Below are 21567 nucleotides of genomic sequence, written 5' to 3'. Positions count from 1 at the left end.
CCTGTATATAAGTGAGATTAGAAGCTCTCAGGGAGGTGATCTATAATTTTTGATTAAATTCATCAAACTTATATTTCCATCTATCAAAAGTTAGGAAATTGTCGAAATAAAACAAAGATTTGTAAGAACTAATACATCCTTAAAGTAATCTTTGATTTTTTTGTCATACACATTTTTATATATATCTGCTTTTAAGGAAGATAAAGCAAGGTATATAACTTTATACTGTCTTGTTATAAGTTTTATCTCAATAAACAGTATAGATGCTAATAAAGTAACTTAGCAAAACACTAGATAGGTAAGAAAAAGTTGTATCAGTAATTAAATGGAAAAAGATTGAAATTAAAAAGTATATTAATCAGCTAATTATATATTTGCGCTAATAATATTGATATCTAAAAAAGGTATATATTTTTAAAAAATATTCAATATCAAGCTGATTCTAGAACATTTGTTATGGAATTACTTTTAGTACTATTGTGAGGCATATATCTCAATGACTGATTCACAAAATCAACTTTTGTCAACATCTTTAAGTCCAATAACTCCTCAATCATCTCTACAAAGCATTGATCGCGTATTATCTCAAGGGAATGGACTCAAAGCAGAGTATTACGACAACATCGACTTCACCAACTTGAAGCAAACTCGCACAGATCCGACAGTCAACTTTAACTGGGGTGAGAGGTCTCCAGATCCATCTGTTGATGGAGATACCTTCTCAGTGCGTTGGACGGGTCAGGTAGAAGCCAAGTACAGTGAGACTTACAACTTCTACACCAAAAGTGATGATGGTGTGCGACTGTGGGTGAATGGTCAACAAATCATCAATAAATTTGTTAATCAATCTGCTACAGAATACAGTGGTGCGATCGCACTGGTTGCAGGGCAGAAGTACGATATTAAACTTGAGTACTACGAAAATAAATACGATGCAGTTTCTCAACTATCTTGGTCAAGTTCTTCTCAAACCAAAGAAATCATTCCTCAATCGCAACTCTATAGTAATGTCAGCACAGTTGGTAATGGCAACGGACTCAAAGCAGAGTACTACGACAACATCGACTTCACCAATTTGAAGCAAACTCGCACAGATTCGACAGTCAACTTTAACTGGGGTGAGAGGTCTCCAGATCCATCTATTGATGCAGATACCTTCTCAGTGCGTTGGACGGGTCAGGTGCAAGCCAAGTACAGTGAGACTTACAACTTCTACACCACAAGTGATGATGGTGTACGACTGTGGGTAAATGGTCAGCAAATCATCAATAAATTTGTCAATCAATCTGCTACAGAATACAGTGGCGCGATCGCACTGGTTGCAGGTCAAAAGTACGATATTAAACTTGAGTACTACGAAAATAAATACGATGCAGTTTCTCAACTATCTTGGTCAAGTTCTTCTCAGACCAAAGAAATCATTCCCCAATCGCAACTCTATAGTAATGTCAGCACAGTTGGTAATGGCAACGGACTCAAAGCAGAGTACTACGACAACATCGACTTCACTAACTTGAAGCAAACTCGCACAGATCCGACAGTCAACTTTAACTGGGGTGAGAGGTCTCCAGATCCATCTATCGGTGCAGATACTTTCTCAGTGCGTTGGACGGGTCAGGTGCAAGCCAAGTACAGTGAGACTTACAACTTCTACACCACAAGTGATGATGGTGTGCGACTGTGGGTGAATGGTCAGCAAATCATCAATAAATTTGTCAATCAATCTGCTACAGAATACAGTGGCGCGATCGCACTGGTTGCAGGTCAGAAGTACGATATTAAACTTGAGTACTACGACAATACACGCTATGCAGTTTCTCAACTATCTTGGTCAAGTTCTTCTCAGACCAAAGAAATTATTCCTCAATCACAACTATATTCACCAAATATTCAAACCGCTATCACATTAGGATCATCTTCCATGACAGTCAACGAAGGTGCTGATAATGTGACCTTAACGTTGTTGAGAACTGGTGATTTAAGCAGCACATCTTCAGTCAAGTATGCAACCTTAGCTGGTACAGCCACAGCAGGAGTTGACTACGGAAGTGAAGGCACCGAAAGCGCTGGAACACTTATTTTTGCCCCAGGACAAAGCAGCAGACAGATATCCATTCCAATTAATGACGATTCCTTAGTAGAAGCAGATGAAACCTTTAGTTTTGTCATCGATCAGACAGAGGGAGCAACATTAGGACTTCAAAGAACTCTGGGAATTACAATTCAAGATAACGATCACTCTAGCCTCGATTTCAGTAAGCCAGTAGTTAATGAGAATGACGGTACTGCTACAGTGACAGTTACACGGGGTAACAGTTCAGGGGCTGCTAGCCTAGACTACATAACCTGGGATGGGACTGCTAAAGCTGGATCTGACTACCAGGCTGTATCTGGAACCTTGTCCTTTGCAGCAGGACAAGCCAGTAAAACCATTTCTATCGCCCTTAAGAATGACACTGTTAGCGAGGAAAATGAAACATTTACTTTGAAGTTCAGTAACGCAGTTGGAGTACAGTTAAATACTCAACAGACAACTATCACTATTATTGATGATGACGCTGGTAACTTTGCTTTAGAAACTATAGCTTCTGGTTTAAATCAACCTACAGCTTTTGACTGGACATCTGACGGTAAAAGCATGTTCATTGCCCAGAAAAATGGGGTGGTGCGAGTCTTGAACAATGGCACTCTATTATCAACACCATTCATCAACATCTCTGGACAGGTTAATGATACGCGCGATCGCGGTCTTTTAGGCATTGCCGTACATCCAGATTTTGGCAAAGCCACAAACCCCAAAAACTATGTTTACCTGTTGTATACCTACGATCCACCAGAAACCAATCCAAACAATTCTAAAAACAATCCCAATACCACATTAGACAATCCAGATCAGAATGGGAATCGGACTGCACGGCTAATTAGGGTAGAAGCTGACCCCAAGACTAATTACACTACTGCTATTGCTGGCAGTGAAGTTGTGCTGCTAGGTACTAATGGCACTTGGGAGAATATTAGCCACCCAGATGGAAATAGCACAAGTGTCTCACTTGGCTTGGCACCATCAGGAATTCTCAACAAAGATACTGGTAAGCCGTTTACCAGCTTACAGGATTATCTCAATAATATTGATAAAGTCCAAAATGTCCAAAACTTTATAGCTAATGATAGTGAATCTCACTCAGTTGGTTCTGTGCGCTTTGGCACCGATGGTTCTTTGTTTGTGAGCTTCGGAGATGGTACTTCTTACAATGGGATAGATCCACGAGCAATTCGTGTTCAGGATGTCAATAATCTGTCCGGCAAGATTCTGCGGATTGATGCAATTACTGGTCAAGGCTTATCAAGTAATCCTTTTTATAACGGCGATCCTGATAGCAATCGTTCCAAAGTTTATAACTTAGGTTTGCGTAACCCTTTCCGTTTTACAATTGATAAAAACACCAATACCCCTGTAATTGGTGATGTTGGCTTCGATTCTTACGAGGAGGTCAATATCGGAAAACCAGGAGCTAACTTTGGCTGGCCATTCTATGAAGGTGGTCTTGATGCAAATGGCAATATCGTCAATCTGAAACAACCAAAGTATTCTACTTTAGATGCAGCGAAAGCCTTCTATAGTAGTGACAAAACTGTTACAGCACCAGCTTACACTTATAAGCATTTTAGTTCTAATTCGATTACTATGGGTGACTTTTACACAGGCAATACTTTTCCCTCAATCTATCAAGGTGCTTTATTCGTTGGTGATTTCAGTCAAGGAACTATTGATGCTTTGAAATTCGATAATCAGGGCAAAATTGTCTCAGTTAAGCGGTTTGCTTCTGAAGCAGACAGACCAAATTTAGGAGTTCCTGTACAAATTACCACTGGAAAGGATGGTAATTTGTACTATGCAAACTTGACCGGGGGTGAGATCGATCGCTTCCGACCTGTTTAGAGTGGGAAAGTAGGGGGAGTGAGGGAAGCAGAGGGGACAAGGGGACAGGGGGACAGGGGGACAAGGTGACAAGGGGAGTATGCTTTATCGCCGAATTACCCAAACAGAAGGGTTATTAATCATGCTCACCAATCCTCCAAGGACTCGGTTATAAAGTCCATACAATTCTCGGCCTTGTTCTAAATCTAAATAATTACATTTAACCGCAAACTTTAGCCAGACTTGAGTTTCTGCCGCCTCTGCTTGTCTACGACACGTTCCGCGAACACAATCACTTAGTTTAGCGATAAAGGCTGCCTCATATCTTCGCTTGCGCCAAGCTACCCTTCGGGAACGCTGCGCGAACAGCTAAATTAGCACACACGGGGCGAGATGATCTGCGAATTTGGTCAGTTAAGGAATATCGCTCCTCAACAGGAAATTTTTTCGAGATTTCAAAGATTTTCATTGCTGCGGAGAACGCCAGTTGATAAACCTCTAAATCTTCATGACTCTTGATAGATTCTTTTCCCATCCCCTTGTCCCCTTGTCCCCTTGTCCCCAAGTCCTCTTTCCCATGCCCAATTCAGGATAACTTTGTTAAAAATCCCAACAATTTTTTAGTATTTGATGTCAGGAGAGTTCGACGATAAGCATCAGCAGCTTTTTTAATCGCTTCGGCTTGAGTGGGGTAAGGATGAATTACACTGCTTAACTTACTCAAACCGATTTTATTCACCATTGCTGTAGTTACTTCTGAAATCATCTCACCTGCGTGACTAGCGACAATAGTTGCACCGATAATTTCATCAGACCCTTTTTTATGGTGGATTTTGAGAAATCCTGATTCTTCACCATCTGCGATCGCTCGGTCTACACTACTAAAAGGTATGTTAATTGTCGTCACCTCAATACCCAATTTCTGCGCCTCGTGCTCGTACAAGCCTACATGGGCAATTTCTGGATTAGTATAAGTTACCCACGGCATCACCAGACTACTGAGTTTCGAGCGTCCTATGCCAAAGGGAGAAAACAGCGTATTTTTAATCACAATTCGCGCCGCAGCATCAGCAGCATGGGTAAACTTCCAGTTCATGCAGATATCGCCAGCTGCATAAATTTTGGGATTCGTCGTCTGGAGATAATCATTTACCTTTATACCTTGGCGCTTGTCATATTCTACACCCACTGCTTCTAAATTTAGACCTTCAACATTTGGCGATCGCCCCGCACCGACTAAAATTTCATCTACTGTCACCGAATCTCGATGACCATTAGAGGAAAAGTAAAGTCGTTTTCCCTCGGTAACAGTTACCACTTCTTCCAACTTAGAATTCAGCACCACACGAATTCCTTCGCTAATCAAAACCTTTTGGAGAATTTGAGCAGCCTCAGCATCTTCTTTATTCAGAAGATGAGAACCGCTATGGATAAGTACTACCTCAGAACCTAAGCGCCGGAAAACTTGCGCCAATTCGCAACCAATAGGGCCGCCACCAATCACCGCTAAACGTTCCGGTCGTTGAATCAGTGAAAAAACCGTCTCATTAGTTAGATAACCCGCCTTTTCAATTCCCGGAATCGCCAATTGCGCGGCTCTTGCGCCAGTAGCAATTACAGCTTTTTTAAACCGGAGGGTTTTGTCGCCAACTTCTACAGTATTTTTACTCGCAAATCGGCCGCTACCCAAAAAGACATCAACACCCAAGTTTTGAAACCGTTCCGCCGAGTCATTAGGGCTGATACCAGCTCTTATCCGCCGCATCCTTGCCATGACTTTGGGAAAATCAACATCAATATTATGTTGGGGAATATTAACACCCAAGTTTTGAGCATTCCAAATTTCGCCAACAACGCGAGCAGACCGAATAATAGTTTTAGATGGTACGCAACCAACATTTAAGCAATCTCCACCCATGAGATGCTTTTCAATTATCGCCACTTTTAAACCCAAATCCAGACCCGCAGCACCCGCAGCCACTACTAATCCCGCCGTACCAGCCCCAATTACTACCAAATCGTAAACATCTGCGGGTTGAGGATTAACCCAATTTGGTGGATGAACGTAAGACACCAACTTTTGGTTATACTCATCCGTTGGGCGAACTGTAACTCTCTCTAAATCTGAATTGGTCATTAGCAAAACCTCTTTTAAGAATTGAAAATACTAAATTCAATTGGCTTTTAGGGAAATTCAAAATTAAAAATTAAGAATCCTAATGAATTTAGGCGGCTCAGTCTTTTATTTTTTATGCTTGTTTAATAAGGAATACAGCCTTTGAATTATTTTGTCCGTTTGGGAATTGACAGATACAATTGAAGCTTTCCTGTATAAACATTTCAACAATTGATAATTTAGAGCAACTTGCAGTTAAATAGACCACAGTCAAAGAAGAGGACAAGGGGCAGGGGGCGGGGGGCAGGGAGGAGAACCCCATAAATAAATTTATTTGCTCTGAAACCCTAAAAGCTAGGGTAATTCCAGAATTTTTCTCCCCCTACAAAGCGCTGCTTGCTCAAGAGCCTCTTTGGTCAGGATGCACAGTTGTTGTACGTCTCTACAATTCCTCTTCTAAAGCTTTGCGTGCAATCCGGGTGACATAAACTGTCACAGCTACTGTAGCCATCAAACCCAAAATCCGAATTGCCCATTGTAAAGTTGGATTAGTAGGTTGAGTTTCAGTACCAATCATGGCAAGATTACCTGCAAGGGAACCAATATAAACGTACATAATAGTTCCAGGAATCATGCCTACAGAGCCGATGAAGTAATCTTTAAGTGAAACTCCTGTGATACCAAAGGCATAGTTTAATAAATTGAAAGGAAATATTGGGGACAGTCGCGTTAACAGGACAATTTTTAATCCTTCTCTACCAACCGCTTGGTCAATGGCGGCAAATTTTTTGTTATCTGCAATTTTCCGAGCAACCCAGCCCCTTGCTAAATAGCGTCCCACAAGGAAAGCAGCAGTAGCGCCAAGGGTTGCACCGATAAACACGTAGAGAGAACCCCAAACTACACCAAAAATCACACCAGCCCCCAAGGTGAGAATAGAACCTGGGAAAAAAGCGATGCTAGCGATAATGTAAAGAGCAATAAAAGCTATGGCTCCCAGCGCATCCAGACTATCAATCCATTGCAACGAGTCTCGTAAAATGGCTTGGGGATTGAAAGAATTTGGATTTGTAGATTCTTGTGCTAAAGCTGGGTCTGTGTTTAATGCGAAAACACTCGCTAATATTAGTAATATTAATCCAGTTAGCCTAAAAAACTTCTGTAATTTTCTAGTATTAATACTTTTAAATATCTGAATTATTGTTAATTTTGTCATGGGTTGTTATTTCTTCTAATGCCACACTTTGAGCTAATGCTTTTTGAGCAACTTTTGTGATATACACAGTCACAGCAACGGTAGCAATCAACCCAATTATTCGCATTACCCATTGCCAGACTTGAGTTTCTGGAGTAGTTGGTTGATAAAAGGTGTTAATCATGGCAAGATTACCAGCTAACGAACCAATATAAACGTACATCACAGTACCGGGAATAATGCCAAAGGAACCCAATATATAATCGTTGAGAGAAACCTGTGTTACTCCAAAAGCATAATTCAATAAATTGAAAGGAAAAATGGGAGATAGGCGAGTCAACAAGACAATTTTCCATCCCTCTTTGGCAACTGCTAAATCAATCGCTTTAAATTTAGGATGTTTTTCCATTTGTCGAGAAACCCAATCCCGTGAAAGGTAGCGTCCAATGATAAAAGCCAAGGTTGCTCCGGCTGTTGCAGCAATTAGCACATATATTGACCCCCAAAATACTCCAAACAGCCAACCACCTGCGAACGTTAGGAGGGAACCGGGTATAAACAGTAATGTTGCCAAGTTGTAAATTACTATGTAGGCGATAGGCCCTAAAACGCCAAGGCTCTTAACCCAAATCACTAAGGTTTGTAAAAGTCCCTGAAAGTTGAATTGTTTAGCGACAATTATCAGAGTGACAATTAGGCAACTTAAGAGTAATAGTTTGAGTTTGGAATTTAACAAACGCTTCTTCATTTTTATGAGTTTGACCTTCTGAGGCTCGATGTTGACCTTCTGAGGCTCGATGTTGACCTTTTGAGGCTCAACTTTGACCCTCTGAGGCTCAACTTTGACCTTCTGAGGCTCAACTTTGACCTTCTGAGGCTCGACGTTGTAACTTACACCTTAAATCCAATTGCCCCTAAGATATACTAGCCATATTAGAAACAGCTTAAATTCTCTTAAATTTTTCTTGGCGATACCAGCAACGAATTCGCTTAGGTGAAACGCCAAGTAAATAAGCAATAATTACTATTTGATTAAGCAGCGTGGTTTTAAACACTCCCTTTTTTAACCATCTCCGGGCTGAGGTAACAACTGGTGTGGGAATAATTACAATCCGTCCGATGCGTTTTAAACGACGCATGAGTTCAAAGTCTTCCATGATAAACAATTCAGGAAAACCGCCAATTTGCTGAAATGCTGCTTTTGTTAAAAAAATTGCTTGGTCGCCATAAGGCATTTGGTAAAAATGCGATCGCAAATTTACACCCAACTCCACCCATCGTAAACTTAAAAGTGATGCATCAATCTGCAACTTAAATGCACCAGCTACAGTCTCAGGCTGTTGTAGTGCCGTGCGAACCATGTCATCAAACCCAGTCGGTAAACAGGTATCTGCATGGAGAAACAGCAGAATCTCGCCGCTAGCAGCTACAGCACCCCTATTCATTTGCACAGCACGACCGGGAGATGATGAGATAATTTTGACACCTAAAGACTGAGCGATCGCTACAGTATCATCACTAGAGCCACCATCAACTACAATGACTTCTATATGTAGATTGGCTTGAGTAGTAGCAATGGCTTTTTTAATATTCCCCGCTTCATTAATAGCCGGAATAATAATAGAAATTTTGGCAGCACCAGTACTCTCACTCATGATTGCTGAGTTTTATTTTCCGGTTGGTCAGAAAACGAACACTCTACCGTTACCTTAAGATTACTTTCAGCCGTGCCTTTAGTTATGTAAGGTATACCTGCTTCACCGCCAACTTTGATGCCAAATTCTAAAGTGACTTTATCAATATTAGCAACAGGGATTCTTTTAAAAGCATTAAGTGAATAAACAGTGTAAGCCCGAATTGTACCTTCAATTGCTTGAAAATTTTGCACTATCTGTTTTTGTGCAGTATCAGCATCCCATCCCTTATCAATTAGTGCTTCTTCTCCCTCTGGGGAAACTTCGATGTTAACTGGTGGTACATCTATATTATTTGTGGCTTCGATGTAAATAATCGTGCCATCTTCTAAATAAATAGGTGTGAGTTGAGTCATGGGATAAATCTCGCCTAAAAGAATTGCGTCTAGGGTAGTCCAGCAGTGCTTATCTACAAAATTTTACGGAAAATGCAGTAAATTTCTTGTAGAAGCTGGAAATAATTCGGCACAACTATCATAGGGCTTTGCAGGATGAGTCGAGACGCTTTGGTGGTGGGAATTAATACGTATGACCGCTTAAAGAGTCTTAATGCGCCTGCTGCCGATGGTGAAGCGATCGCTCAAATCTTACAACAATATGGTGAATTTCGGGTAACGCGGCTACCAGCGGTCAAAGATAAGGAAAACCAGACAATTCGCATTGGTAAGCAAACTAAAGTTAGTTTAACTCAGTTAGAAAGAGCGATCGTCCAATTGTTTAAGCCAGACGGTAAGCCACCAGACACAGCACTGCTGTATTTTTCTGGTCATGGATTGCGGAAAAATCTAGGGATTCAGGAAGGTTTTTTAGCGACAAGTGAAGTCAACCCTGACACAGGTAATTGGGGATTATCTTTGCAATGGCTGCGGCGACTGTTGCAAGAAAGTGAAGTAAGACAACAAATTGTGATTTTGGATTGCTGCTATAGCGGAGAAGTGCTAAATTTTGCAGAGGCAGATCCAGGCGATCGCGGTAAAGGCAGAGACAGGTGTTTTATTGCGGCTTCTCGTGATTTTGAAGTTGCTTTTGAAGATATTAACAGCCAACACAGCGTTCTCACTGCTGCACTGCTTCAAGGTTTGGAACCAAAACAAGACCGTTGGGTGAGTAACTACACTTTAGTAGACTTGCTCAATCAAGAACATCACCCGTTCCCCCAGCGTCCCATTTTTGCTAACTCTGGTGAAGCAATTAATCTCACCCGCAAATGGAATTCCTCTGTTGTTAACCCCACAGTACAAGTATCAGCAATTTGTCCTTACAAAGGGTTGTCTTATTTTGATTGCACAGAAGCAGATGCCAACTTATTTTATGGCAGAACAGCGTTAACTGATGAATTATTAGAAAAAGTGCGATCGGGTAATTTCCTCGCTGTGTTGGGAGCATCAGGAAGTGGTAAATCTAGTGTTGTCAGAGCCGGTTTACTTTATCAATTACAGTTAGGACGCAGGTTATCGGGTAGTGAAACTTGGCAGTTTAAAATATTTCGACCAGGGATTAACCCCTTACAAAATTTAGCACTGACATTTGTAGAATCAGAATTATCAGATATTGAACGCGCATCTCAATTAGCGAAAGCTGAAGAATTAATTGCTAAAGGCGCAGTTGGTTTAGGACAGTTGATTAGTGCTAGTCAAACTCAGCGCCTAGTGCTAGTGGTAGACCAGTTTGAGGAAGCTTTTACTCAATGTCAAGACATTACAAAACGACAGGAGTTTTTTGAATGTGTGCTAGGTGCTTTGCAGCGTAATGATAATAAACTCTGCCTAATAATCACAATGCGGGCTGATTTCTTTGGCAAATGTCTGGAACAAGAGTATGGCGGACTAGCTAAGAAAATTCAAGAGCATTTAGTAACAGTAACACCGATGATTCGGGAGGAATTAGAAACAGCAATTATCAAACCTGCCCAACAGGTGAACTTAGCCGTAGAACCGGAATTAGTTTCTCAGATGATTGCAGATGTAGAAGATTCACCGGGGAGTTTACCGTTATTGCAGTACACGCTGACAGAACTATGGCAGCAAAGAACTGAAGAACGGTTAACCCTGACTACCTATAGCAAACTAGGTGGAGTCAGGGGAACCCTGCAAACACGCGCTACAGAAGTTTATGAGTCATTATCACTAGAGGAACAGCAAGCAACAAAGCAAATTTTTTTAGAACTGACGCAGTTGGGAGAAGGAACAGAAGATACGCGTAGACAGGTTGTGCAACAAGATTTAGTTAGTTCACAGCATCCAGAAGTTGTGATTGATAGAATAATTCAACGGTTAGCTGATGAGAAATTAATTGTCACCAGTACCTTATCTAATCAAATTGCTGTGGTGGATGTGGCACATGAAGCACTAATTCGCCATTGGCCACTATTACGCAAATGGATTGAGGAAAGTCGGGACATACTGCGACAAAAGCGGAAAATTGAAGCGGCAGCTATTGAATGGCGAGATAGGAGAAAGGTAAAAGATTATTTGCTTCAGGGAAAACGTTTAACAGAAGCAAAGGTTTTTCAGAAAGAACAATCTAAAAATTTGATATTATCCAACCTAGCTATTAATTTTATTCAAGTAAGCATCAGGCAAAGGTGGAGTAATCGCTTTAAATCAATAGTTTTTTTCTCAATTATTCCGCTAGGTTTATCGATATATTTAGGCATTGTAGCGGAGAAAGAGATTAGGGTAAGGGAACTTTGGCAAACCGTCGATGCTAATAAGGGTAAAGAGTATAGTCAAGCCAGAAATCAAGCACTTGAAAAGCTGGTAAAAGCTGGTGAGAGTCTAACTAACCGAGATTTTAGCAATACCAACCTCAGCCGTACCTACCTCAGTGGTGCTAACCTCAGTGGTGCTAACCTCAGTGGTGCTAACCTCAGTGGTGCTAACCTCAGTGATGCTGACCTGGAATTTGCCAACTTCAGTCATGCCAACCTCAGCCATGCCAACCTCCCCCAGAACTTGAACTATGCCAACTTCAGTCATGCCAACCTCATTGGAGTTAGACTGGCTGGTGCATGTCTCTGGGGGGTCAACCTCGAAGGTGCTAACCTCAGCAACGCTAACCTCGAAGCTGCTAACCTCGGTGGTGCTAACCTCAGCAACGCTAACCTCAGCAATACTGAACTTATTCGTGCCTCTTATACTAAGGAAACTAAGTTTCCTAAGAATTTCAATCCTGCTAATAAAACAATGTATTTGATTGATTCTAATGCTGACCTCAGTGGTGCTGACCTCGGTGGTGCTGACCTCAGCTTTGCTAACCTCGAAGCTGCCGACCTCAGCTTTGCTAACCTCGATGGTGCTAACCTCGGTGGTGCTCATCTCAGCAATGCTGACCTCATTGGTGCTAACCTCAGTGGTGCTTACCTCATTGGTGCTAACCTCAGTGGTGCTTACCTTATACGTGCTGTTTATACTAAGTCAACTAAGTTTAGCGACGATTTCAATCCTGCTGACAAACAAATGTATCTAATTGATAATAATACCAACCTTAAGGGTATCAACCTCAGAGGTACCAACCTCAGAAGTACTAGTTACCTCAACGGTGTTGACCTCAGCTATGCTGACCTCAGCTATGTCAACCTTAGCGATGCTGAACTCCGCCAGACCAATCTCAGCTATGTCAATCTTAGCAATGCCTACCTCGTCAATGCTGACCTCAGCAATACTAACCTCAGTGGTGCTAACCTCCAAGATGCCGACTTCCGCAGTATCAGAAACCTGACCTCTGAGCAAGTGAAAGCTGCTAAAAATTGGGAGAAGGCAATATATGACGAGGATTTTCGTGCCAAACTTGGGTTATCACCAGAACCAGCTAAGTGAACATTGCTGGCAATGAGTTTGATAATTAAGCGATCGCAGAGCTAATCTAAAAAAATGGTATCAAATAGCGATCGCTTTTTCCGGGGATTGCTTTGCTGGCAATGAGTTTTTATAATTAGGCGATCGCACCAAACAAAAACCAACCCTGAAGTCACTCTCGTTAACCCTGTAGTGACTTTCGTCAACCCTGAAGTCACTCTCGTTAACCCTGTAGTGACTTTCATCAACCCTGTAGTCACTCCCGTCAACTTTGTAGTGACTTTCGTCAACTCTGTAGTGACTTTCGTCAACCCTGTAGTCACTCCCGTCAACTCTGTAGTCACTTTCGTCAACCCTGTAGTCACTTTCGTCAACCCTGTAGTCACTCTCGTTAACCCTGTAGTGGCTTTCGTCAACCCTGTAGTCACTCCCGTCAACTCTGCATTTAATCTGAAAAGATGGCATCAAACAGCGATGCTTGCGGTATTTGCTAGCCAACGCAACGCTCAGAGATTGCTTTGGTGGCAATGAGTTTTTATAATTAAGCGATCGCACAGCTAATCTGAAAAAATGGCATCAAAGAGCGATGCCTGGGGTATTTGCTAGCCAACGCTTGACTCTGAAATTTGACAGTCGCTACTAGCGCGGCTGAAAGCACCCAAGAATTAGTAATAACTTGCAAAACCAAATTGAAAATAATGATAATTGCTTAAGTATTGCCAGTGTTTGGGAAATGGTAATCAAACACGGTTATTTGCTTGGTTAGTAGAATTTAAGAAAAAGCTACTCTACTGGTTTAAAAATGTCATCTTCAAAATAATCCCCATGACAGCTATCACCGTCAACTTGAACCCCATCATCCAACTCACCGACAACCAATTTTATCAACTCTGTCGGGAAAACCCAGAAGTCAAATTTGAACGCAATGCAGAGGGAAAACTACTGATAATGCCACCTACAGGCGGAGAAACTGGAAATCGCAATTTTGAAATTGCGGCAGATTTTGTAATTTGGAATCGCCAAACTAAACTTGGAGTTGGCTTCGATTCTTCCACCTGCTTTAAACTTCCCAATGGTGCAAACCGTTCTTCTAATGTAGCTTGGATCAGAAAAGAGAGATGGAATGCACTCACACCCGAAGAACAAGAAAAGTTCCCGCCGATCGCACCAGATTTTGTTTTAGAGTTAATGTCACCAAGCGATAGTTTGCGAGAAACGCAAGCGAAAATGCAGGAATATATCGATAACGGAGTTAAATTAGGCTGGTTAATTAATCCGAAAATGCGTCAGGTAGAAATCTATCGGATTGGTAAACCAGTAGAAATATTAGCATCTACCCAAGAATTATCAGGAGAAGATATTTTACCAGGATTTATTTTAAATCTACAAATAATCTGGGGATAAAAATTTATTGATTTTGGAGTGCTTGCTCAAATTCAATAATAGCATCGTACTGGTCAGGCATTGCGATATAACTCAGCATTAAAGCGGGGTCTAAATTTGGAAAAAACCCACTCCGGTTTACTTCTTCATACTCGCCACTCTCGCTAAGATGGAATATTTTTATTTGATTAGATTTCCAAAACCAAACTTCCGGCACTTTTTTAGGCTTGTATAACTCCTTCCTGCTAATGCTTCCACTAGTAACAATAATTTCAATCACAATATCAGGAACTTCTCTTTCTGTTCCAATACTGTAAGACTCATCTGGTGTGCCAGAAGCATACCCAGGTTCTTCCAAAGTGAAACCACCACGTCTGTAAAACCGGATGCTCAACTTTTTCATGTAAGCTTCTAGTAGCAAGCCAACAGTACTTTTCACTTTCTCATGCTTATCTCCAATGGGGGACATAATTTCTAGAATTCCTGACAAATAAGATAGTCTGACATTGCGATTTTCCTGAAGTTGTGCCTCAATCCCTTTGAATTGCTCCCAAGAAACATCCTTGAGAGTTACCAGTTTTTCTTCTGTGGGCTGGTCTACAAGTGGAATGCTCATAAAAACGCTTTCCTTATACGCTCACTAATTCTACTTTGATATAGAGTTATCCCAAAATTCTGCGATCGCTCACTTGCCGTATTGGTTCTCAATAAGATTAAGCTGTACTTATTACATAAACTTGTGTTGTTCATAGCATTGACATAGTGCTACTTATGGAAACCACCAGCTACTTCTATTGCTGTAAAACTGAAACCGTCCAAAGCCGAGAAATTGTCCGTGGGATTGCTCACCTACTGGGAACGCAGTGACACCCAATAAGTAGACACCAGAAATGCTAGGATTACTTACAGGGCGGAGGGCAATTGTAACTGTCTGTCCCGGAGTTACAGGCGGATCAAAGTTCACAGTAACAGTTCGTGTTTTGCGTTCTGCTGTGACTGCGCCTAGAGTTAGCCGAGATTCTTTTTGATCGCGAGTTCCGAGAAATGCGCGGGTATCCTTAAGCTTGTAGTCGATGTTTTCTGCTCCCTCCTTCTGTGCGATCGTTACCTTCTGGAGCGATTCTCCAGCATTCTCCGGCACGTTAATAGTAAAATAATAAGTTCCGCCCCAAACATTCACTTCTTTGTAAATAGTTATCGCTTTAACAAGTTTCGGCGGTTCGACAAAGTAGACTGTACCATCTCTAAGCTGCACCCCTTGAGTCACCGGAACAGCAACTCCTCCAATGCTTATTGCTAACGAGAGTGTTATGCCAAACAAAGTTGTAACGCGCATAATTCAAATATAAAAAACGCCCTCATTTCAATTCTAATTCTTCAGGAATGAGCGACTTGGGAATAATAGAAGCTTGTTTTTCCCCATCATAAGATTTCGTGTACCACCAAGCCCAAGCAATTAAAACTGCTTGAAAGGGAAGCCTGACTACGTGTACCCAAGGTGAATTTGGTATATGTTCAATCTTAATAAGGTTAACCGCCATATAAATATTGGCAGGGTAAACAGCAATAAAAAGAGCAAGAAGTCCCCAAGCAGCAGCCTGACTGACAGGCGGGACTAATAAACCGATACCACCCAAAATTTCATAAAAACCACTGAGATAAACTAATCCTAAAGGGTAAGGTAGTTGTGGCGGCACAATTTTGACATATTCTCCTGGGACAAGAAAGTGTGTCACTCCAACCACAATAATGCATATAGCAAGGATGACTCGTAATGTTTCCTTATATTTGTTCATAGGTTTAACCTGATTTATATACTTGTTCCTATTACTTCAGTTTGAGTTATGGATGTTAATCTGTCTTGAGTCAACAGGAGGAAAATCGGCAATTTTTTCAAAAACCTATTTAATTCAGAGATTTATCTATAACAGTCCTAATTATTTGTAAAATTAACGAACCGCCATCGCGTAGCGTCTTGCAGAGAAGCCGCCTTGGCGCAGCCTCTCGAAGAGAAGACCGCCAAGAAAAGAAAGAGAAGTTTTCATATCTGATTTAGGATTGGTGTAACTTCCTATTACTAATTATTATTCATAAAAAACATGAGCGATGCCTTTAACCGACTTGCACCCTTCATCCAAGAATATATTTATCATCACCAGTGGACTGAATTACGACCAGTTCAAATTGCCGCTTGTCAAGTTATATTTGACACCGATGCTCATTTGCTAGTTACTGCTGCAACTGCTGCGGGTAAAACAGAAGCAGCCTTTCTGCCAATTTTGACTTTATTACATACCAACCCTGCTACCACCATTGGCGCATTATATATTAGCCCAATCAAAGCTTTAATTAACGATCAATTTGAGCGCCTCAATGACTTACTCAAAGAAGCAGATATTCCAGTTTGGCATTGGCACGGTGATGTTTCTCAAACTCGAAAAAACAAACTCTTAAAAAACCCTCAAGGTATTCTACAAATTACACCAGAATCTTTAGAAAGCTTGTTAATAAACAAAAATAACGACCTCCTTCGCTTATTTGGTGATTTAAGATTTGTCATCATTGACGAGATTCACGCTTTTATGGGAAGCGATCGCGGTTGTCAAATTATTTGCCAATTACAACGTTTAGCAAAGTTGACGCAAAAGCAACCGCGCCGTATTGGTTTGTCGGCAACTCTTGGTGATTACTCAATAGCTGAAGAGTGGTTGCGTTCAGGAACAGGTAAGCCAGTTATTACACCCCAGACTGACGGCATAAAACGCCAAATCAAACTAGCTGTAGAACATTTTTATATTACTGATGAAGTAGATGAATCAGAGGCAACAGCTTATGAAAAATATATTTTTAACCTCAGCCAATCTAGGAAATGTCTGATATTTGCTAACAATCGCACGCAAACTGAATCTGTAATAGCATCTTTGCGAAAAATAGCCACAGAACAAAAGCTACCAGATATATATCATGTGCATCATGGGAGTATATCTGCTAGCTTACGGCAAACTGCTGAAAATGCGATGCGTGAACCTAACAATCCAGCAGTTACCGCCGCCACTCTGACTTTAGAATTAGGCATAGATATCGGTCATTTAGAGCGAGTTATTCAGCTAGAATCACCCTTGTCTGTAGCTAGCTTTTTACAGCGCTTAGGACGTAGTGGTAGAAGAGGTGAAGCTGCCGATATGCGCTTTATCTGTGCTGAAAATAAACCATTATCAGAAGCTTCTTTACCGGAGCAAATACCTTGGCAACTTTTGCAGTCTATTGCTATCATTCAACTTTATTTAGAGGAAAAATGGATTGAACCCATCAGACCGATTAAATATCCTTGGAGTTTGCTTTATCACCAAACAATGAGTATTTTAACAGCAGCAGAGGGAATTTCACCTAATGCCTTAGCTAAACAAATTTTTAGCTTGCCACCTTTTGCTACTATTTTAAAAGAAGATTTTCAACTATTGCTCCGCTATTTAATTGATATTGGTCATATTCAGCATACTGAGCAAGGTAAATTAATCCTGGGTTTAGCAGGAGAAAAGATTGTGAGAAAATTCCAGTTTTATGCTGTCTTTGCTGAACAGCAAGAATATATTGTTAAGCAAGGTGCAACGCAAATTGGCAGTATCGTCACGCCGCCTGCTGTTGGAAATCAATTTGCTTTAGCTGGGAGAACTTGGGAAGTCATAGAAGTTGACTTTAAAAAGAAAACTATTTTTGTTAAACAAGCCGAGGGTAAAGCTACTATTTATTGGCGTGGTAGTGGTGGTACTATTCACACCAAAGTTTTACAAAGAATGCAACAGGTTCTATTTGAAAATGTTGAGTACAGCTATTTGCAAAAAAATGCTTTGCAACGTTTACTTCAAGTTCGCCAATTGGTGCAGCAGGTAGGATTAGATAAACAAAATATATTGCAATTAGAAAAAGGTAAATGCTGCATTTTTCCCTGGATGGGTACGGTTGCTTATCGCACTTTAGAAAAATTACTCAATTCCTACTGTCGAGAATCTTTGGAAATTACAAGTATTAGCGGAGTAAATCCTTATTATTTAATAATTAAATTAGGCAAAGATAAATTTAAATATCTTTATCACGAAATTGCTTCATTGTGTGATAAAAGAATTATCTCAGAAGATTTACTCAGTACTTCAGAAGCACCGGAAATTCAAAAGTATGATCAATTTATTCCTCATTCACTTTTACGAAAAGCTTTTGCTAGCGATTCTTTAGATATGAAAGAACTTAAACAGAAAGTGGCGCTTTGGAGACAATAAAACATAGGACAATCATTTAATTACCTGGAAATTTCTATAATTTAGAAAAATTATAATTAGGTAATCCAGCAACATCAGTTTGGAGGGCAAACAAATCACCAGAGTAGAAACTTTTTTCGATCTCTGCTTGGCTGAGTCCAACTGAAGCAGTAGTTATGTAGAGTGTTTGCAAATCTTCGCCGCCAAAAGTACAGCTAGTTGGCACTTGCACAGGTAGCTTTATTCGCAATATCTCTTCACCCTTGGGATTGAACCGAATCACACACCATCCATTCCACATAGCTGACCAAATATGTCCTTCACTGTCTATTGCCAAACCATCAGGATGGAAAGATTCATGAGTTAAATCAATAAAAATTCGACGATTACTAATATTTCCTGTTATTGAATTAAAGTCATAAGCATATATTTTTTGCTGAGGAGAATCTGTTAAGTAAAATGTCTTTTGATCTGGACTCCAACCTAAACCATTAGAAATAGTCAATCCTGTTTCCATTACATGCAATGAACCATCATTATCATAGCGATAGAGGCTAGACTGTGGTTTTTCTAAAGAACACATTGAGCCAAACCAAAAACGTCCTTGAGAGTCACATTTACCATCATTGAAACGATTATCTGGTAGATGCCCTTCAATTTCTAAAATGGGGGTAACTTCACCTGTCTGGGTGTTGAGGAATGCTAGGTGATGACGCTGTGCCATTATTAATCTATCTGCACCTGCTGTTGCGATCGCACCTACAACATCTCCCACATCGAAAAAGCAGTTTTCTCCCGTAGCGGGATTGAACTGATGCACCCGATGATTATAAATATCGATCCAGTACAGTAGGTTTTTGGTTGAATCCCAGATTGGGCTTTCACCCAAGCGGGCCCTGGCTCCTAGAACATTGGAGAGTGGATATTGTGCCATAAACAGTTAATTTAAATATTAAATCTTCAAAGCATATATTTAAATGGTTGCTTTTATTGGGTAAAACATTTACGACACATTTATACCACTTCTTCCTTTTTATTCAAGTTCAGGGTTTGTATACCATTTCCAAATTCCTGTTCCAGTAAAAGCTAAAGACGCGATAAATTGCATCTTTCCCAGGTATAAGAATAAATATTTTCTTTTAACTTTGGTCAAACCTTTATCGTGATCCGTTAACTTAAAATTAGTCGGTCAAGATTCCCCTTATGTACCAAACAGACCCGCCTCTCTCCCCCAAAGAAGTCCTACCTACAATGTATGATCTTCCCAGTGAATACCCGGAGGACTCTGGTTTGCCTGACGAATTTCACCTTTTTCAACCCCAACTTCTGCGCGAAACCTTTTGTCCACCTAACTATCCAGCAGAGGAGGTATTTGTTGGCACTGACTTAAACCTTTATTATGACCTCCGGCATACACTGTGGTACAAACGCCCAGACTGGTTTGCTGCTGTCGGAGTTTCGCGTTTCTACGACCAGCAAAACTTGCGTCTGAGTTATGTCATTTGGCAAGAAGGGGTTGCTCCTTTTGTAGTGGTAGAATTGCTTTCTCCTGGCACTGAAAAAGAAGACTTAGGACAAACTCTGCGGGAAATTGACCAACCGCCGACTAAATGGGAAGTTTATGAACGGATTTTGCGAGTTCCTTACTACATTGTGTTTGACCGCTACACTGACAAACTCCAAGCATTCCAATTAGTTGCAGATAGTTACAGCGAATTGGACTTGACTACCCCACGGCTGTGGATGCCAGGTTTGGAACTGGGCTTAGGACTTTGGCAAGGTTCTTACCAAGGAATTGAGCGATTATGGCTACGTTGGTATGATGCATTAGGGAATTGGCTTCCCACGCCGCTAGAACGAGAAAGTCAACGTGCTAACAGATTAGCAGCACAACTGCGAGAGTTAGGCGTTAACCCTGATGAGTTGTGAAGATGCGATCGCATCAGTAGGGACACACAGCAATGTGCCCCTAAACATCTTTACTCACACAGCTTGTAAAATCTCTTCATCTACGGAAAAATCAACATCAGCCTTATCTTTTGCATTAGCTAAATAATCATTTTCCAGAGAATCTTGTAACCCAGAAATTAAATCATATTCAGGATGCCAATTTAATTCTGTTTGTGCTTTGTTCACCGAAGCAAAGAAATGCTGCACTCGCATCGGAAAAGCTTTGCGTTTGCCAAAGTCAAACTTTTTCGGGTCGTAATGGACGATTTTCACAGCATCGGGTGATTTGCCAGCCGCTACAGCACTAGCACGGGCTAAACCATCAAAAGTGACAAAGCGATCGCCAGAGATATTATAAATCTGTCCTATGGCTTGTTCATTGCCCAAAACCTTAGTCATTCCTTGTGCCAAGTCTTTTACATGACCTAGCTGGGTAATATGCAAGCCATTTCCGGGGATAGGAATGGGGCGATCGCGCACAATTCTATCAAAAAACCAGCCTTCCAACTCATTATAATTGCGAGGCCCGTAAATATAAGTAGGACGAATGGAAGTAAAAGGTAATCCCAATTGAGTCAGATAAGCTTCTGTTTCATGTTTACCCTTGTGGCGACTTTTAGGATCTACTGGATCACCTTCTACGTGGGGCAATTGGTCAGATTTGAGATATACCCCCGCAGAACTCATATAGACAAAATGTTGCACTCGGTCTTGAAAAATCTCTGCTAGTGGTTGAGTATCAGTAAGTTCTCGCCCATTATTGTCAAAAATGACATCAAAGTTTTCTTGTGATAACTTTGCCTTGAATTGAGTAGCATCAGTGCGATCGCCTATAATTTGTCCTACTCCCTCTAAAGCAGGTGCTGGCCGATTTCCCCGATTGAACAGCACCACTTGATGTCCTTGTTCTACTAATAGTTGAGTCAAATAGACACCAATGAACCGAGTACCACCCATAATTAAAATTCGCATAAATTCACCATTTCTATATCAGTTGTTGTTAAGGGACTAGGGATTAGGGGAGATGAGGAGGATGAAGAGGCAGGGGAGCACGGGAGCAGAGGTGAAATTGTAGTAAATGTTTCCCCAATGCCCAATGCCCCATGCCCCATGCCCCATGCCCCATGCCCAATGCCCATTCCCCACTCTGAGATTATCAGGTTGCAGCATCCATCTGGAACCTCTAACGTAAAATTGCGTCTTGTGTGCTAATCTGGGGCGTTTCCCGTTAATTAATCACAGGGGAAGACTTTTCAGTTA

Annotated in this window: 16 protein-coding genes and 1 pseudogene; 6 read left to right on the top strand and 11 right to left on the bottom strand. The window is 41.0% G+C overall.

The genetic code is table 11. The features are described from left to right. Window positions 1-496: 496 nt before the first annotated feature. Window positions 497-3940 (top strand): PA14 domain-containing protein, encoded by a 3444-nt coding sequence (locus RMZ43_RS22920; RefSeq protein WP_322653016.1) that lies wholly within the window; start codon window positions 497-499, stop codon window positions 3938-3940. 84 nt (window positions 3941-4024) lie between these two features. Here RMZ43_RS22920 and RMZ43_RS22915 read toward each other — a convergent pair. From RMZ43_RS22915 to RMZ43_RS22890, 6 genes and pseudogenes are all read right to left on the bottom strand, one after another. Beyond that, window positions 4025-4454: pseudogene (locus tag RMZ43_RS22915) on the bottom strand (four helix bundle protein). Between the two features lie 51 nt (window positions 4455-4505). After that, on the bottom strand, window positions 4506-6056 hold the full coding sequence (locus RMZ43_RS22910; protein ID WP_322653017.1) for a mercuric reductase: 1551 nt from the start codon (window positions 6054-6056) through the stop codon (window positions 4506-4508). Between the two features lie 421 nt (window positions 6057-6477). Next, window positions 6478-7251, bottom strand: a complete 774-nt coding sequence (locus RMZ43_RS22905) for a TVP38/TMEM64 family protein (protein WP_322653018.1) — start codon at window positions 7249-7251, stop codon at window positions 6478-6480. Beyond that, window positions 7220-7978, bottom strand: a complete 759-nt coding sequence (locus RMZ43_RS22900) for a TVP38/TMEM64 family protein (protein ID WP_322653019.1) — start codon at window positions 7976-7978, stop codon at window positions 7220-7222. Before RMZ43_RS22900 ends, RMZ43_RS22905 begins: the two co-directional genes overlap by 32 nt. Window positions 7979-8174: 196 nt before the next feature. Then, the gene (locus RMZ43_RS22895; RefSeq protein WP_322653020.1) at window positions 8175-8885 is read right to left on the bottom strand and encodes a TIGR04283 family arsenosugar biosynthesis glycosyltransferase; all 711 of its coding nucleotides are present in this window, start codon (window positions 8883-8885) and stop codon (window positions 8175-8177) included. Continuing rightward, a complete protein-coding gene (locus tag RMZ43_RS22890; protein WP_322653021.1) occupies window positions 8882-9280 on the bottom strand; it encodes a CU044_2847 family protein in 399 nt (132 codons plus the stop codon). Before RMZ43_RS22890 ends, RMZ43_RS22895 begins: the two co-directional genes overlap by 4 nt. A 135-nt stretch (window positions 9281-9415) precedes the next feature. Between RMZ43_RS22890 and RMZ43_RS22885 the strand changes: the two genes are divergently transcribed. From RMZ43_RS22885 to RMZ43_RS22875, 3 genes are all read left to right on the top strand, one after another. Next, window positions 9416-12742: a pentapeptide repeat-containing protein gene (locus RMZ43_RS22885; RefSeq protein ID WP_322653022.1), complete on the top strand. Its 3327-nt coding sequence runs from the start codon at window positions 9416-9418 to the stop codon at window positions 12740-12742. A 171-nt stretch (window positions 12743-12913) separates the two neighbouring features. Next, window positions 12914-13252 carry a hypothetical protein gene (locus RMZ43_RS22880; RefSeq protein ID WP_428850918.1) on the top strand — a complete coding sequence of 113 codons (339 nt, stop codon included), beginning with the start codon at window positions 12914-12916 and terminating at the stop codon, window positions 13250-13252. 294 nt (window positions 13253-13546) lie between these two features. Further along, window positions 13547-14125, top strand: coding sequence for a Uma2 family endonuclease (locus tag RMZ43_RS22875; protein WP_322653024.1), 579 nt, complete (start codon window positions 13547-13549; stop codon window positions 14123-14125). A 4-nt stretch (window positions 14126-14129) separates the two neighbouring features. Here RMZ43_RS22875 and RMZ43_RS22870 read toward each other — a convergent pair whose 3' ends face one another. The 3 genes from RMZ43_RS22870 to RMZ43_RS22860 form a co-directional block, all read right to left on the bottom strand. After that, complete coding sequence (locus RMZ43_RS22870) at window positions 14130-14720, bottom strand: Uma2 family endonuclease (protein ID WP_322653025.1); 591 nt, start codon at window positions 14718-14720, stop codon at window positions 14130-14132. A 153-nt stretch (window positions 14721-14873) separates the two neighbouring features. Next, the gene (locus RMZ43_RS22865) at window positions 14874-15440 is read right to left on the bottom strand and encodes a DUF2808 domain-containing protein (protein ID WP_322653026.1); all 567 of its coding nucleotides are present in this window, start codon (window positions 15438-15440) and stop codon (window positions 14874-14876) included. 22 nt (window positions 15441-15462) lie between these two features. Then, entirely contained in the window at window positions 15463-15900 is a 438-nt protein-coding gene (locus RMZ43_RS22860; protein WP_322653027.1) for a DoxX family protein, read from the bottom strand. Between the two features lie 303 nt (window positions 15901-16203). Here RMZ43_RS22860 and RMZ43_RS22855 point away from each other — a divergent pair, with 303 nt between their 5' ends. Beyond that, window positions 16204-18378: a DEAD/DEAH box helicase gene (locus tag RMZ43_RS22855; RefSeq protein ID WP_322653028.1), complete on the top strand. Its 2175-nt coding sequence runs from the start codon at window positions 16204-16206 to the stop codon at window positions 18376-18378. 34 nt (window positions 18379-18412) lie between these two features. Here the strand turns inward: RMZ43_RS22855 and RMZ43_RS22850 are convergent, their stop codons facing one another. Beyond that, a complete protein-coding gene (locus RMZ43_RS22850; protein WP_322653029.1) occupies window positions 18413-19291 on the bottom strand; it encodes an SMP-30/gluconolactonase/LRE family protein in 879 nt (292 codons plus the stop codon). 269 nt (window positions 19292-19560) lie between these two features. On the opposite strand from RMZ43_RS22850, the gene RMZ43_RS22845 reads away from it, so the two are divergent. Continuing rightward, window positions 19561-20286 carry a Uma2 family endonuclease gene (locus RMZ43_RS22845; RefSeq protein WP_322653030.1) on the top strand — a complete coding sequence of 242 codons (726 nt, stop codon included), beginning with the start codon at window positions 19561-19563 and terminating at the stop codon, window positions 20284-20286. A 54-nt stretch (window positions 20287-20340) separates the two neighbouring features. On the opposite strand, the gene RMZ43_RS22840 is transcribed toward RMZ43_RS22845, so the two are convergent. Next, window positions 20341-21279 carry an NAD-dependent epimerase/dehydratase family protein gene (locus RMZ43_RS22840; RefSeq protein WP_322653031.1) on the bottom strand — a complete coding sequence of 313 codons (939 nt, stop codon included), beginning with the start codon at window positions 21277-21279 and terminating at the stop codon, window positions 20341-20343. Window positions 21280-21567: the final 288 nt, after the last annotated feature.

The organism is Nostoc sp. CmiVER01, from assembly GCF_034531135.2.
Taxonomy (GTDB): domain Bacteria; phylum Cyanobacteriota; class Cyanobacteriia; order Cyanobacteriales; family Nostocaceae; genus Nostoc.
Note: the sequence above shows the minus strand (reverse complement) of the source record. Positions and strands in the feature narration are given on the sequence as shown.

What these genes read in the sequence shown, in the direction of transcription:
- RMZ43_RS22920 (WP_322653016.1), top strand. Translation starts at nt 497, where the DNA reads ATGACTGATTCACAAAATCAACTTTTGTCAACATCTTTAAGTCCAATA.
- RMZ43_RS22910 (WP_322653017.1), bottom strand. Translation starts at nt 6,056, where the DNA reads ATGACCAATTCAGATTTAGAGAGAGTTACAGTTCGCCCAACGGATGAG.
- RMZ43_RS22905 (WP_322653018.1), bottom strand. Translation starts at nt 7,251, where the DNA reads ATGACAAAATTAACAATAATTCAGATATTTAAAAGTATTAATACTAGA.
- RMZ43_RS22900 (WP_322653019.1), bottom strand. Translation starts at nt 7,978, where the DNA reads ATGAAGAAGCGTTTGTTAAATTCCAAACTCAAACTATTACTCTTAAGT.
- RMZ43_RS22895 (WP_322653020.1), bottom strand. Translation starts at nt 8,885, where the DNA reads ATGAGTGAGAGTACTGGTGCTGCCAAAATTTCTATTATTATTCCGGCT.
- RMZ43_RS22890 (WP_322653021.1), bottom strand. Translation starts at nt 9,280, where the DNA reads ATGACTCAACTCACACCTATTTATTTAGAAGATGGCACGATTATTTAC.
- RMZ43_RS22885 (WP_322653022.1), top strand. Translation starts at nt 9,416, where the DNA reads ATGAGTCGAGACGCTTTGGTGGTGGGAATTAATACGTATGACCGCTTA.
- RMZ43_RS22875 (WP_322653024.1), top strand. Translation starts at nt 13,547, where the DNA reads ATGACAGCTATCACCGTCAACTTGAACCCCATCATCCAACTCACCGAC.
- RMZ43_RS22870 (WP_322653025.1), bottom strand. Translation starts at nt 14,720, where the DNA reads ATGAGCATTCCACTTGTAGACCAGCCCACAGAAGAAAAACTGGTAACT.
- RMZ43_RS22865 (WP_322653026.1), bottom strand. Translation starts at nt 15,440, where the DNA reads ATGCGCGTTACAACTTTGTTTGGCATAACACTCTCGTTAGCAATAAGC.
- RMZ43_RS22860 (WP_322653027.1), bottom strand. Translation starts at nt 15,900, where the DNA reads ATGAACAAATATAAGGAAACATTACGAGTCATCCTTGCTATATGCATT.
- RMZ43_RS22855 (WP_322653028.1), top strand. Translation starts at nt 16,204, where the DNA reads ATGAGCGATGCCTTTAACCGACTTGCACCCTTCATCCAAGAATATATT.
- RMZ43_RS22850 (WP_322653029.1), bottom strand. Translation starts at nt 19,291, where the DNA reads ATGGCACAATATCCACTCTCCAATGTTCTAGGAGCCAGGGCCCGCTTG.
- RMZ43_RS22845 (WP_322653030.1), top strand. Translation starts at nt 19,561, where the DNA reads ATGTACCAAACAGACCCGCCTCTCTCCCCCAAAGAAGTCCTACCTACA.
- RMZ43_RS22840 (WP_322653031.1), bottom strand. Translation starts at nt 21,279, where the DNA reads ATGCGAATTTTAATTATGGGTGGTACTCGGTTCATTGGTGTCTATTTG.